This is a genomic window from Deminuibacter soli (assembly GCF_003412455.1).
Lineage (GTDB): Bacteria > Bacteroidota > Bacteroidia > Chitinophagales > Chitinophagaceae > Deminuibacter > Deminuibacter soli.
In genome coordinates this window covers 1-14,412 of sequence record NZ_QTJU01000020.1, presented here as the reverse complement: position 1 = coordinate 14,412, position 14,412 = coordinate 1, and the positions used below count along the sequence as shown (strand labels likewise).

Below are 14,412 nucleotides of genomic sequence, written 5' to 3'. Positions count from 1 at the left end.
AAACAGCCAACCGGTACGTGCCTTTATCCGTACCTTTACATAAACAATGCGTTATGTTAGATACTATAGAACAAGCCATAGAGGATCTTAAGAAAGGCAAATTGATTATAGTAGTGGATGATGAAGACCGCGAAAATGAAGGCGATTTTGTTACTGCAGCCCAGAATGTTACCCCCGAAATCATCAATTTTATGAGCAAGGAAGGCCGCGGCCTTATCTGCGCTCCCATCACCGAAAGCCGTGCAGATGAACTGCAGCTTGAACTGATGGTGAATACCAATACCGCTTTACACGCTACCCCGTTTACCGTGAGCATTGACCTGCTGGGTCATGGCTGCACTACCGGCATCAGCGCCCACGACCGTGCCAAAACGGTGCAGGCCCTGATTAACCCGGACACCACGCCTGCTGACCTGGGCCGCCCCGGGCATATTTTCCCGCTACGCGCCAAAAACGGCGGTGTGCTGCGCCGCTCGGGCCATACCGAGGCCACTGTTGATTTGGCCCGCCTGGCCGGCTTCGCCCCTGCCGGTGTGCTCGTTGAAATTATGAATGAAGACGGCACCATGGCACGCCTGCCTGAACTGCTGGAAATTGCCAAAAAGTTCGACCTGCGTATTATTTCTATCAAAGACCTGATTGAATACCGTTTACAGACCGATTCGCTTATTGAAGAAGTAGTGCGTGTAAACATGCCTACCCAGTTTGGCGATTTTAAACTGGTGGCCTTCCGCGAAAAAAACACCTCCAACGAGCACCTGGCGCTGATTAAAGGCGAATGGCAAAAGGGCGAACCTGTACTGGCCCGTGTGCACAGCAGCTGTTTTACCGGCGATATTCTCGGCAGCTTCCGTTGCGATTGCGGCGAGCAGTTACACAAAGCCATGCAGATGGTAGAAAAAGAAGGCCGTGGTATTATATTATACATGAACCAGGAAGGCCGTGGCATTGGTTTAATGAATAAACTGCGCGCCTACAAACTGCAGGAAGAAGGCATGGATACCGTAGAAGCCAACCTGCACCTCGGTTTTGCAATGGATCAGCGCGATTATGGCGTGGGTGCACAAATTCTGCGTTACCTCGGCGCCACCAAACTGCGCCTTATGAGCAATAACCCGCGCAAACGCGCCGGCCTCAACGGTTATGGCATCGAAATCGTAGACATCGTTCCCATCGAAATAAAACCCAACCCCCACAACGAAAAATATCTCCAGACCAAAAGGGATAAACTGGGGCACGAGATTTTATCGAATAAATAGTTAAATGGCTGGATGGCTTTATTGTTGAATGGCTTAACCATCCGGTTCTACCAAAAAATCCCCGCTCAATTCGAGCGGGGATTTTTTATAACCATTCAGCCATTTTACCATTCAGCCATCCGGCTCTACTCTCCTGCTAAAAACACCGCATTGGTGAACAGCAGTTTGCCGCCTTCCCAGAAATGGCGGAACAGCGGATTGTCTACCAGGTAAACAATGGTGCCGCGGCCCATGTCCTGTACACCGAAGGTCAGGCCGTCTTTCAGGCGCTGTTTCAGTTTGCTGCCGACGAAACCGGCTACATGGCTGTCTTTTTTAATAACACCCACGTTCCAGCCATCTTTTAAAAACTGGTACATATGGCTGCTTTGTTTCAGCGTGTAGTAGGTATCGCTGTAACCGAAGGCCAGGGGATGTGTATTGTCGAGGTTTACTTTGTAAATGGCGCCGGGAATTTCTTCAGGCATCTCGTCGCGCTGGCGGCTGCCGTACTTTTTCAGGGCCTGGTAAGCGCTGGTGTCTTTCTTCCCGTCTTTTTCGTCTTCTTCTTTTTCTTTAATGCCCCAGTTATTGTCTGCCAGGCTGTTTACTGCATCTTCAATGGCTATCAGTTTACCGCCGTCGCGCACAAAATTTTTGAGTTTGTCTTCTATCGCCTTGTCGCCCAGGCTGCGGTAATTGCCGTCTGGTAATATAATTACCGTATAGTTGCTCAGGTCTAACCGCTGCAGCCGTTCGGTATTGGCCAATGTAATGGGATAATGCAGTGTTTGTTCAAAAAAGCTCCATACCTCTCCTGCACCGAGAGAAGAAACCTGCTCGCCGGTTAACATCAGCACTTTGGGTGCGGGTATAAAATGGATATCGGGCGAGCCGAAATCTGCCCCTTTATCCATAAAACCACTTTCTACGGCAACCGGTTGCAGGTTGTATTTAGCACAGGCTTCATTTACCAGTTTGTTCCAGTCATCATCATTACCACCGTTTAATACAATGAGTGTACCGCTGGCGTAGTCCTTGCCTTTGTAGGTAAAATCTTTCTGTGCAAAACGCAGTTTCACCTTTTTATTAATCAGGTAACTCATTACCTGTGCAGATGCAACGGAAGTATACGGTATCAATACACCATAACCGGAAGTAACGGGTGTTACGGCGGTGGAGGTAAAACTACCCATGTCGAGCTTTTCTTTCACTGCATAGCTTTTGATATTGTATGCATAAGGCAATGACCACGCAGTAATATCGTACGTAATAGAATCGCTCAGTGTGCTTTTGGGTTCAAACAACACGCGCAGCAGGGTACTGCGGGGTTGCAGGGCACTTACTGCCAGGGTATAGGCATCGCCTTTGTAAGCTTCTTCTTTGCCGGTAAAATAATTGTAGCCGCTGAATGTTTTGGTGTTCAGCGCGCCGTAGCTGATGCCGTTTAAATCGAGCAGGCGCGCTACTGATTTCAGCTGGTTAATGTCGTTGGAAGTAAGCACATATGTTTTATACGGCGCATCCTTGGCATTGCCGCTGTTAGTGAAAAACTGGCGGTACTCCTGTAACAACCTGGGCGCATTGGCGGCAGCTGTTTCAATAGTAGACAAGCCTGTGGTATAATGATGTGCCACCCGTTTTACGAGTGTGAGCGTGTCATCATCTTCTTTTTTAACGCCCAGACCTGCACGTATACCGCCTTGCTCAAACGTCATACCGATGGCGCCGCTGTACAGGGGATAGGTATCACCATAGGAAGGATAGAAAAGGTCGAAACGTTCTTTGGTAAAATACAGCCAGCCATTGTTGTCGAAATACTTCGCGTTGTTTTTACCAATCATCACCTGGAATTCGCGCTGCCAGGGAGTAATTACTTCATGAAAGGGTTCTGCTGCAGGGGCAAAGTAGTAGGGCTGGTTATATCCCTGTTCATGGTAATCCACGTGCACCTGCGGCAGCCATTCATTGTATTTTTTTACGCGCTGTTGGGTTTCCAGCTGTGTTTGCCAGGCCCAGTCGCGGTTTAAATCAAAATTATAGTGGTTGCTTCTGCCGCCGGGCCATGGCTCGTCGTGCTCGCGTGCCTGCGGGTCGGCGTTGAATTGTGCGCCTACAACGCTGTTGTACCAGTTTACGTAGCGGTCGTGCCCGTCGGGATTTACACAGGGATCCATAATCACCACGGTATTCTGCAGCCATTGTTTGGTTTGCTGGCTGTCGTTACCTGCCAGTGCATACAATGTTTGCATAGCCGCTTCAGAAGAAGAAGGCTCGTTGCCATGTACATTGTAACTGAGCCAAACGATAATGGTTTTGTTATCTGTTGCCGGCTGATCTTTCAGCACACCGGCCATGCGCAGGTTGTTGGTGCGTATGGCTTCAAGGTTGGGCAGGTTGGCAGGAGAGGCCACATAGGCCAGCATCAGTTCACGTCCTTCGTAGGTTTCGCCGTAAGATGCGGTTTTTACCATATCTGGCCTGGCCTGGGCCACTGCCTTAAAATAGTTCAATACTTTGTACTCCGGGGTAAAGCGGGTACCGGGTTTATACCCGAGGAATTGTTCGGGTGAGGGTACGGTTTGCGCATGGGCGTGCCAGACCGCCAGGCAAACCAGGGCAAGTAGTATTTTCTTCATATACGGCAATATACGGAAGAGGCGTGAATCGGCAATCGTGAGCAGCAAAGCCATCTGGAACCGACAGTCGACACTTCGAGATTATCTGCCCCTGCCCCTATTATTCCACTGGGAAGAAAACTGATGGCAGAAGAGTGCTTTGAATGAGTATATTTACAGATAAACCAAGCTATGTCTGATTACAAATTCGATAGAAACGCATTCAAAATGCAAACCTTTCAGGAGGCTGACAGAGCGAATATATTTGATAGGGAAACATCCTATCAGGAGCGTTTGCGCCAGGCCTACTATTTGATATCCCAGGCATATGGGTTCTCTATGACCGATCAGCCGAAGTTGGATAAAAGCTATTTTTCAAGCAGAAAATTAAGCCACTGATGTCTACTATATTCAATGATGACTTTAGGGATTTTATCCAGGCATTGAATAATAACAACGTGGAATATCTCCTCGTGGGAGGCTATGCCGTAATCCTGCACGGTTATCGGAGAGTTACCGGAGATATGGATATTTGGGTAAACAGAACAAAGCAGAATTATTCAAAATTAACTAAAGCATTTTCAGAATTTGGTCTACCCATCTTTGAGATGACCGAAAGCAAGTTCCTGGATGCCGAAAGTGTTGATGTTTTTTCTTTTGGCCGCCCACCTGTGAGTATAGATATCATAACGCAATTAAAAGGCGTAGAGTTCAACAATGCATTTTCACAAGCGCTGCAATTTGATGAAAACGGTTTATCAATCAGATTTATACATTTAAACAATCTGATCCAGGCAAAAAAAGCAGCCGGGCGTCATAAAGATCTGGATGATATCGAAAAATTGTCTTCCGGCAACTAATTTGCAATGAATAATATCTCCTGATGTGCCGCACCGCCAAGCATTCCGCATATATTACGAAAATAAAGTAATACCCCTATTCCGCATTCCAAGACTAACACCTATTCGCTGAAAGCTAATGGCTTTCCGCTATCTTTAAAAAAACATTTCACTTCATGATGCGATACGGCTTATTCATTGCAAGTATATTCAGTTCATCCGTTTTGTTTGCACAAAAATCACTCGTAGGCCCAGGCAAAGCCATCGATCCCTTTCATTACACCACTGTTAAAACCATCTCGGGCAGCAAGGCTGCGGTGGCCAGTGCACATCCGCTGGCCAGTAAGGTGGGTACTGCTATTTTACAACAGGGCGGCAACGCCTTTGATGCTGCTATTGCCACACAACTCGCGCTGGCTGTAGTATACCCTGCTGCAGGCAATATTGGCGGCGGCGGTTTTATGCTGGCACGCAGGCAAAACGGCACACTGGTGGCATTGGATTACCGTGAGAAGGCACCGGCTGCCGCAACAAGGGATATGTATCTCGATGCATCGGGCAATGCACAAACCACTTTATCCCAAAACGGGCACCGCGCATCCGGTGTACCGGGTACGGTAGCGGGTTTGTTTGCTACGGCAAAGTATGGCAAACTGCCTTTTGCACAACTGATACAGCCGGCCATTGAACTGGCCCTGCACGGGTTTGCCATTACCGAAAGGGAAGCCCGCTCTCTCAACTACACCCGCGACGCATTTCTGCAATACAATACCCAACCCATTGCGTTTGTAAAAAACACGCCGTGGAAAGCAGGCGATACACTTATTCAAACTGAACTTGCCGCAACACTTACCCGCATACGCGATAATGGCATGAAAGGTTTTTATGAAGGTACCACCGCGCAGCTCATTGCCGCAGAAATGCAGCGTGGCAACGGACTTATTACCACAAATGATTTAAAACAATACCAGGCCAAAGAACGTACGCCTGTTCAATTCAATTACCGTGGTTATACCATCATCGGTTTTCCCCCACCCAGCAGCGGCGGCATATTGCTGGCACAGATGCTGAAAATGGTAGCGCCTTACCCGCTTGCACAATACGGTTTTCAATCTGTACGCGCCACACAGCTGATGACTGAAGCAGAGCGCCGTGCTTATGCAGACAGGGCGCAGCACATGGGCGATCCCGATTACTGGAAAGTGCCGTCCAACACACTTATGAGCGATGCTTACCTGAAACAGCGTATGGCCGATTACTCCCCCGATCATGCTACGCCCAGCAGTGCAATAAAGGCAGGACTGGTAAAAGAAAGCGATGAAACCACCCACCTGAGTGTAATAGATGCCGCGGGAAATATGGTTACCGTAACCACCACACTCAACGGTGGTTATGGCTGCAGAACCGTAGTAGGCGGTGCAGGATTTTTTATGAACAATGAAATGGACGATTTCAGCATAAAACCCGGTGTACCCAATATGTATGGCGCAGTTGGCGGCGAAGCCAATGCCATTGCCCCCGGCAAACGCATGCTTAGTTCTATGACGCCCACACTAGTGCTGCAAAACAAGCAGCCATTTATGGTAACCGGTACGCCGGGCGGTACCACCATTCCTACATCCATCTTTCAAACCATTGTGAACGTCATCGATTTTAAGATGAATGCGACCGATGCCGTTAACCAGCCCAAGTTTCATCACCAATGGCTGCCGGATGAGATAGATGTGGAGAAAGCATTTCCCGATAGCGTGCGCACTTCATTAACCAATATGGGTTATACGATCAAAGAACTTGATGGCATAGGCCGCGTAGAGTTGATATGCATCAAGCACAAAAACGGGAAAATAATACTCGATGTAGCAGCAGACGGCCGCGGCGATGATGATGCAGAAGGATTTTGATGTTCTGCACAAGTATCCCGACCTTTACGCGGCAACAAACCAATGCACTATGCAGTTTGAAGAAGCTTTTATAAAAGACATACACAGCCGTTTTAAAACATACAAGGAAATGGGCGATAAAGCACTGCTGCAGTTGGATGAAGCACAGCTGCATTTTCGCCCATCGCCCGAAAGCAATAGCATTGCGATTATTGTGCAGCATATGTACGGCAATATGCTGAGCAGGTTCACCAACTTTTTAACGGAAGACGGCGAAAAGCACTGGCGCAAACGCGATGCGGAATTTGAAGCCGCAGGTATCTCCCGCCAGGATCTGTTGTCTTTCTGGAATGCAGGATGGGAATGTTTGCTGGGCGCTGTTACCGCATTGCAACCGGAAAACCTGATGCAAACCATCACTATCCGTTCTGAACCGCACTTGGTGTATGATGCATTGCTGCGCCAGCTGGCTCACCATGCCTCGCACGTAGGACAGATTATCACACTCGGCAAAATGCAGAAAGATGCTGCATGGGTTCCGCTCAGCATTGCCAAAGGCCAAAGTGAAGCATTTAAAACCAAACCTTGGAAACCGTAGACCAATTAACTTCCAACTTTAAACTTCAAACCCCGCAACTTTAAACAGCTGCCCCATGATTACCAGCCACCGCACAGGCCGCACCATTATTGCCAATTACCGGGAATCCCTGTTTTTCTCAGGGTATGCCTACCTGGGCATGAGTGAACTGCCTGAATTTCGTGAGCTGGTAAAAGAAGGCATCGACCGTTATGGCCTTTCGTTTCCTTCTTCCCGTATTTCCAATACACGCCTTGATTTGTTTGAGCAGTTTGAACAGCTGTTATCGCAAATAACAGGTACCGAAGAAACGGTTTGTTTTGCATCGGGTTACCTTGCCGCTACCATCGCCTCGCATCCCTGGCGCAACAACTGTATAGCCGCACCGGGTACACACCCCGCAGTATACAAAGGCCCTGCAGTAAAAGGCAGTTTTGCAGATTGGTCTGCCGGCATTGCCGATACCATTAACGGCAGCGACGACACGCTGGCTATTGTAGCCGATGCTGCCGGCATTTTTACACCTGCCCTGCACGACTTTTCATTTCTGCAGCATTGCCGCAAAGCAGTGACTTGTATTATTGATGATTCGCACAGCATTGCCATTACCGGGCCAAACGGCAGCGGCGTGAGCAGCCGCATTCCGGCGGGTATGCATAAGCTGGTGCTTCCATACTCTTTGTCAAAAGGGTTTAACCTGGTTGGCGGCGCGGTAGGTTGCGACAGCGCCACAGCGCAATGGCTGCGCAGTACACCCGAGTATACCGCAGCCACTTCTTTATCGCCTGCCTATTTATTTGCCTTTATCAAAGGCCAGGAATTGTATGCCCGCCAACGCACCCGCCTGCACAACAATACCCGCCTGCTGCGCGAACTGCTGCAGCAGGAACCAGGCATACAGCACCACCCGGATTTACCCGTTTTTGTACTTCCTGCCGAAACGAACGAACAGCTGCTGGAGGAAAGAGGCATTGTCATTTCCTCTTTCGCTTACCCTGCTGCTTCGGGCAAAAAAATGCAGCGCATCGTTGTCAATGCACTGCATACTGCTGAAGATCTTGAATATCTCGCGGCCGTACTCTCGGCAATCAATTGCTGAGTAAATCCATACCGGCTGGCGACCGGCGCCGCACGTTTTTATGGTTGATAGATCTCGATCCCGGTTTCGCCGGTTGATTTTACAAAGCCGCGGTACATGCCGGCTGTGTTAAACGTCATCACAAAATTGCCGTCTTTGTCAACAGCTATCATACCGCCGTCGCCGCCAAGGGCAGGCAGCTGGCGCATAATCATTTCATCGCTGGCCTGTTGCAGGGTCTGGTGCGCCAGCTCCATGCGGTCGCTGATGCTTTTGGCCATTACCAGGCGTATATAAAATTCGCCCCAGCCCGTACAGCTGATGGCGCAGGTATTGTTGTTGGCATAAGTGCCTGCCCCTATTAGCGGCGCATCGCCCACACGGCCAAATTTTTTATTGGTCATACCACCGGTACTGGTAGCTGCAGCCAGGTTACCCTCCATATCAAGCGCAACAGCACCTACAGTGCCATATTTGTAATCCCTGTTACCGGGTTGTTTTAAAAAAGCGTGCGCACTGTCGTGGTCAAGTCGTGACTTTTCAGAATCGAGTGCGCGTGCTTTCTGCAGCCCCTGCCAGCGGTCTTCGGTATAGAAATACGAGGCATCAACAATGGTACAGCCATTTTGCGCGGCAAATTTTTCTGCGCCCCTGCCTGCCAGCAGCACATGCTCGCTTTTGTCCATCACAGCCCTGGCAGCGGTAATGGGGTTACGTACCACGGTAACACCGGCCACTGAGCCGGCTTTTAACGTTTTACCATCCATAATGGCAGCATCCATTTCGTTTTTGCCTTCGTTGGTAAATACCGAGCCTTTGCCTGCGTTAAAATGCGGGTCATCTTCCATTACCTGTATGGCGGCCTGCACCGCATCAATGGCTTTGCCGCCATTTTTTAACACCGTATTACCGGCATCCAGCGCCCTTTGCAGGCCGGCACGGTAAGCAGCCTCCTTTTCCGGTGTCATCTGGCTTTTTAAAATAGTGCCTGCCCCGCCATGTATTACCAGTATGTATTTTTTGGAACCAGCCTGGGCAAGACTATCTTTGGGTGCAGCCTGAACAGCTAACAGGCCGGCAAAAAACAAAGAGAGCATCAAACAGCGTTTCATCATAAAGTGTTGGATTTTTGGTACTTGATTTGTCCGTTATAAGTAATCTTTATTTTTGGCTCTCAAATTAGGCAGCTTCTGAAGAAATTTCTCAAAATACTCGCGCGCGTTTTCCTTATCCTGCTGGCATTGATACTGCTTTGCTGGTTACTGATTCAAACCGAAACCGTTCAGAACTTCCTGATCGGCAAGGTTACCGCACGCCTGTCGAAAGATCTTCATACCGAAATAAAAATTAAACATGTAAGTCTTTCCCTGTTTAACCGTGTTGATCTCGAAGGCACGCTGGTGCGCGATCAGCAAAAAGATACACTGCTGTATGCAGGTAAACTAAAGGTACGTATTACAGACTGGTTTTTCTGGAAAGACAAGGCAGATCTCAAATACATTGGCCTCGAAGATGCCCTCATCAAGCAAAACCGCCACGATTCGGTTTGGAACTACCAGTTTATCGCAGATTATTTCGCATCTTCAGATACCACACCCAAAAAGCCAAAGCAGAAAGGTATTCAGCTGAACCTGAAAAAGATTGACCTCAAAAACGTGTATTATTTCAAGAAAGACGAATGGATTGGCGAAAACATGCACGTGAAAGTGGGCAGCATGCTGCTGGATGCAGATAACATTGATTTTGATAAAAGCATTTTCCAGGTAAACGAGATTCAGCTCGATAAACCTGTTTTTACCATCGAGGATTATGACGGCCTGCGTCCGCCCAGGGTAAAAAAGAAGAACGTAAAAGATACCGGCATGTACTTTAATGCGGCCGATATTTTTGTACAGGTAGGATTGCTGAAAATAACCAACGGCACTTTTGGCACGGGTGACCTGCACCCTACCAGCGATCCCGGTTTGTTTGACGGATCGAACATACAGGTGAATAAAATTAACGGTACGGTAAAAGGATATGTGTTCAGCAAAGACACCATGCGTGCCAATATTGAATTAACCGCGCATGAACGCTGCGGGCTGGAAGTAAAAAAGCTGAAAGCGCATTTCCGTTTTACCCCGCAGATCATGGAGTTTTCCAAACTGGACCTGCACACCAACCGCTCGCAGTTGCGTAATTACTATGCCATGAAGTATAAAGACTTCAATAAGGACATGAGTGATTACATCAACAAGGTGGATATGGAAGCCCATTTCAACAGCTCTGAAGTAAGCTCAGACGATGTGGCCTTTTTTGCACCCGAACTGCGCACCTGGAAAAAACAGGTGGCCATGAGCGGCCGTTTTAACGGCACTGTAGAAAACTTCTCCGTAAAAAACATGTTCCTGCGCAGCGGTGGTGCCACCTATGTAAGCGGCGAACTGGCCATGAAAGGTTTGCCCGATATTGATAAAACCAATATCAGTTTAACCAATGCCAATGTGCAAACCAATTACGCCGAACTCACAGCCATTGTGCCCATGCTCAAAGGCATTACCGATCCCAATCTGCAGGCACTGGGCAACATACAATACAAGGGTACGTTCAACGGCAGCATTTATAATTTTGTAACCAACGGCAATATCAGTTCTGCACTGGGCGGCATGTACTCGAACATTGCCATGACCTTTCCTGAAAAGGGTTCCCCTACCTACAACGGTACCCTGGTAACCAAACAGTTTGAACTGGGTAAATTCCTGAATGTTGACGGGTTGGGTAAAGTAAGCTTTAACGGTAAAATCACCGGCAGCAGCTTTCAGCTGGATAAGGCCAAGACTTCTTTGAATGGTAGTTTTGACCAGCTCACCTTTAACGATTACAACTACACCAATATCGTTTTTAACGGAACCATCCAGAAAAAGAATTTTCACGGTGAGCTGAAAACCAACGACCCCAACTTCGATTTTACCAGCAGCATTGAAATAGACCTGAACGATTCTGTGCCCAAGTTTAACGTACTGGGCGACCTTGCCAAATCGAACCTGCAAAACCTGAAGCTCACACCTAACCAGAAGATACAGCTGAGTGGCCTGTTTGACTTAAACTTCCATGGCAAAAACATCGATGAGTTTCTCGGCTCGGCCAAACTGCTTAACGCAACACTCATACACGATACCACCCGGCTGAGTTTTGATTCACTCAGCCTGAATGCCTATATCGATACGGCCAACCGCAATGTATTGTCTATACAAAGCAACGAGTTCGACATATTATTGCGTGGGCAATATAACCTGCTCGATTTGCCCAACAGCTTCCAGCTGTTCCTCAATAAATACTTTCCTTCGTATGTAAAGGCGCCGTACAAAATGCCGAAGAACCAGCGTTTTTTGCTTACGCTTAAAACAAGAACCTTCGACCGTTATGCCCGCCTGCTCGATCCCCAGCTGTCTGGTCTTAACAACGCCGTAATTGTAGGTGGCATCAATACCAAAGATTCGGGAACGTTTTACGTACGCACCAATATTCCCTCGTTTAAATACGACCGGTACAGGTTTGAAAACGCCGTACTGCAGGGGCGTGGCGATTCAATCAAAGTAAATCTTACCGGGGAAGTGGGCAAGGCCTATATCGGCGACAGCTTGTATTTCCCCAATACCAAGCTCAATATCATTTCGCAGAAAGATCATTCTGTTGTGCATGTGGCCACCAGCGCCAATACCACGCTCAACGATGCGCAGCTGAATGCCGATGTATACACGCTGGAAGACGGTGTGCGTATCAACTTCCAGCCGTCTGACTTTGTGGTGAACGATAAAAAATGGAACCTGGAAAAAGAAGGTGAAATTATTATACGCCGCAATTTCGCCAGTGCACAGAACGTGCATTTTACACAGGGCTTTCAAACCATGGATATAGAAACCGAAGAAATTGAGGGCGCCAACGGCAGTGACCTGGTAGTGAAACTGAAAGATGTGAACATCGGCGATTTTACACCGCTAATTACACACAAACCCAGCCTGGAAGGCATTGCCAATGGTAATGTGTACCTGCGCGATTTCTTCGACCGCTTTAAAATGGATGCAGATATCAAACTCAGCCAGTTCAGGCTTGACAATGATTCTGTAGGTCTTGTAAACATCAGGAGCGATTATACCAAGGACGACGGTAAGATTAATTTTGAAGTGCAATCAGACAATGCCACTTACCGCTTAAACGGCAAAGGCAGTTACAACCTGAAAGATTCCGTAGCACCGCTCGTGATTAATACACAGCTGAAAGGCACTAAAATAACCATACTCAACGAACTGCTCGACGGCCTGTTTTCTGAGATCACCGGCCAGGCAGAAGGTGAGCTGAGTATAAAAGGCAACCCCAATTCGCCAGACCTGGTGGGCCGAGTAAAACTGCACAACGGCGGCCTGAAAGTAAACTATACACAGGTATACTATACCATTGACAGCGCTACTTTCGACTTTAAAGAAGGCGTGATAGACTTTGGCCGCTTTACCATAAAAGACAAACTCAAAAACACCGGTGAAGTACGCGGGAAACTGTATCAGCATGGCTTTAAAAACATGCGGTACGATTTTGATATGAGCACCAATAAATTGCTGGTGCTCGATACCAAGGCCAAAGACAATAACATGTTTTACGGCCGCGCCATTGGCAAGGCCAGCCTTAGCCTGAAAGGGCCGCAGGAAAACATGCGCATGTACATTACCGGCGAGGTGAATGATACCACGCAGATTTCCATCCCTACTTCCAATGCGAACAAGGAAACGGCCGATGCCGATTTTATTGTTTGGAAAAAGTATGGCACGGAGATGAAGCAGGAGAAAAAAGAAACCGATACCAAACTCAGCATCGACCTCGATCTTGCTGCCAACCGTATGGCTGCCATTAATGTGATACTCGATGACCAGACCGGTGAAGTGATCCGCGCGCGCGGTGCAGGCCGTATGAGCATCAGCATACCCGCTACCGGTAATATGACCATGAAGGGCCGCTACAATATTGAAAGGGGTAGCTATAATTTCAACTTCCAGTCTATCATCCGCAAACCGTTTACACTCGATGAAGGCGATGGCAATTATATTGAATGGACGGGTGACCCGTACAATGCCAACCTGAGTGTAGATGCGAAATACACAGCAGAAAACGTGGCACTGAACGACCTGATCGGCAACCAGTCGTTTAACCTGGGCAGCAACTCGGGCTCCCTGCGCGGTTACCGTGGCGAAGTATATGTAATTGCCCAGCTGCGCGGCAGGCTAAGCAAACCCGACATTGGCTTTAAAATACAGTTCCCGCAAAACAGTGTGGCCAAAAACGACAATGACCTGGCCCTGTTCCTGAACCGCATTGAAAACGACGACAATGAAATGCTGAAACAGGTAACCTACCTTATCGTGTTCGATGCATTTGCACCTTATGGCGATGCGCGTACCGGCAACACACTGGCTTCTTCTATCAGCAGCAGTACACTAAACACCGTATCGCAGTTAATCACCTCCGAGTTCAATAAACTGGTTACCGGTTTCCTGTATAAAGTAACCGGCGATAAAAGTCTGCGCCTCGATGTGGGCACTTCCACTTACAGCACGGCCAGCTTAATTGGTGCGCAGCAGGCAGGCGGCAACCGCCTTGACAGGCAGAACGTAAACCTCAAACTAAGCCAGAGCCTGCTCAACAACAAACTCATCATCACTTTCGGTGGCGATCTTGATTTTAACCTGGGCAATAACCAGGTAGTCAACGGCAACTTCCAGTGGCTGCCCGATGTATCAGTGCAATACGTACTTTCCAAAGACCGCAAGCTGCGCGGTGTTATCTTCAACAAAAGCAGTCTCGACGTGGGCACCGGCGCCAACGCAGCCGGCATCGGCCGCCGTAACCGCCAGGGCGTGAGCATTTCGTACACCCGCGATTTTGAGCGTTTGTTTGGCAATAAACCCAAAAAACAACCCACACCCGAGCCGCCTGCCCCTCCCAAAAACAGCGCAGCCCAGGCCGACAGCACCGCGAAGCCCTAGTTTACGTTTGAAGTTTAATGTTTGAAGTTTAATGTTTGAAGTGTACGAGCCTGAAATAAGTTGACCAAAAAACCAGGTCAAACATGGCAAAAACACATTTAGTAACCCGACGCGTCTTCAGTGAAGAGGTACGTCGCAGTGCCGTAAAGGCAATTGAATCAGGAAAGA

Annotated in this window: 8 protein-coding genes; 6 read left to right on the top strand and 2 right to left on the bottom strand. The window is 48.3% G+C overall.

The window, feature by feature from the left end; translation table 11 throughout:
* The first annotated feature begins 53 nt into the window (after nt 1-53).
* On the top strand, nt 54-1,259 hold the full coding sequence (locus DXN05_RS24350; RefSeq protein WP_116849934.1) for a bifunctional 3,4-dihydroxy-2-butanone-4-phosphate synthase/GTP cyclohydrolase II: 1,206 nt from the start codon (nt 54-56) through the stop codon (nt 1,257-1,259).
* Nucleotides 1,260-1,384: 125 nt separating this feature from the next.
* On the opposite strand, the gene DXN05_RS24345 is transcribed toward DXN05_RS24350, so the two are convergent.
* Nucleotides 1,385-3,877, bottom strand: a complete 2,493-nt coding sequence (locus DXN05_RS24345; protein WP_116849933.1) for a M14 family metallopeptidase — start codon at nt 3,875-3,877, stop codon at nt 1,385-1,387.
* 377 nt (nt 3,878-4,254) lie between these two features.
* On the opposite strand from DXN05_RS24345, the gene DXN05_RS24335 reads away from it, so the two are divergent.
* The 4 genes from DXN05_RS24335 (at nt 4,255) to DXN05_RS24320 (ending at nt 8,251) form a co-directional block, all read left to right on the top strand.
* Nucleotides 4,255-4,716 carry a DUF6036 family nucleotidyltransferase gene (locus DXN05_RS24335; RefSeq protein WP_116849924.1) on the top strand — a complete coding sequence of 154 codons (462 nt, stop codon included), beginning with the start codon at nt 4,255-4,257 and terminating at the stop codon, nt 4,714-4,716.
* 155 nt (nt 4,717-4,871) lie between these two features.
* Nucleotides 4,872-6,596: a gamma-glutamyltransferase gene (gene ggt, locus DXN05_RS24330; protein WP_245975295.1), complete on the top strand. Its 1,725-nt coding sequence runs from the start codon at nt 4,872-4,874 to the stop codon at nt 6,594-6,596.
* 49 nt (nt 6,597-6,645) lie between these two features.
* Complete coding sequence (locus DXN05_RS24325; RefSeq protein WP_116849931.1) at nt 6,646-7,173, top strand: DUF1572 family protein; 528 nt, start codon at nt 6,646-6,648, stop codon at nt 7,171-7,173.
* A gap of 55 nt (nt 7,174-7,228) precedes the next feature.
* On the top strand, nt 7,229-8,251 hold the full coding sequence (locus DXN05_RS24320) for an aminotransferase class I/II-fold pyridoxal phosphate-dependent enzyme (RefSeq protein ID WP_116849923.1): 1,023 nt from the start codon (nt 7,229-7,231) through the stop codon (nt 8,249-8,251).
* A gap of 38 nt (nt 8,252-8,289) precedes the next feature.
* On the opposite strand, the gene DXN05_RS24315 is transcribed toward DXN05_RS24320, so the two are convergent.
* The gene (locus DXN05_RS24315; protein ID WP_211330141.1) at nt 8,290-9,345 is read right to left on the bottom strand and encodes an isoaspartyl peptidase/L-asparaginase family protein; all 1,056 of its coding nucleotides are present in this window, start codon (nt 9,343-9,345) and stop codon (nt 8,290-8,292) included.
* 126 nt (nt 9,346-9,471) lie between these two features.
* Between DXN05_RS24315 and DXN05_RS24310 the strand changes: the two genes are divergently transcribed.
* Nucleotides 9,472-14,244, top strand: coding sequence for a translocation/assembly module TamB domain-containing protein (locus DXN05_RS24310; RefSeq protein WP_116849922.1), 4,773 nt, complete (start codon nt 9,472-9,474; stop codon nt 14,242-14,244).
* The last annotated feature ends 168 nt before the right edge of the window (nt 14,245-14,412 follow it).

What these genes read in the sequence shown, in the direction of transcription:
- DXN05_RS24345 (WP_116849933.1), bottom strand. Translation starts at nt 3,877, where the DNA reads ATGAAGAAAATACTACTTGCCCTGGTTTGCCTGGCGGTCTGGCACGCC.
- ggt (WP_245975295.1), top strand. Translation starts at nt 4,872, where the DNA reads ATGATGCGATACGGCTTATTCATTGCAAGTATATTCAGTTCATCCGTT.
- DXN05_RS24315 (WP_211330141.1), bottom strand. Translation starts at nt 9,345, where the DNA reads ATGATGAAACGCTGTTTGATGCTCTCTTTGTTTTTTGCCGGCCTGTTA.
- DXN05_RS24320 (WP_116849923.1), top strand. Translation starts at nt 7,229, where the DNA reads ATGATTACCAGCCACCGCACAGGCCGCACCATTATTGCCAATTACCGG.
- DXN05_RS24325 (WP_116849931.1), top strand. Translation starts at nt 6,646, where the DNA reads ATGCAGTTTGAAGAAGCTTTTATAAAAGACATACACAGCCGTTTTAAA.
- DXN05_RS24335 (WP_116849924.1), top strand. Translation starts at nt 4,255, where the DNA reads ATGTCTACTATATTCAATGATGACTTTAGGGATTTTATCCAGGCATTG.
- DXN05_RS24350 (WP_116849934.1), top strand. Translation starts at nt 54, where the DNA reads ATGTTAGATACTATAGAACAAGCCATAGAGGATCTTAAGAAAGGCAAA.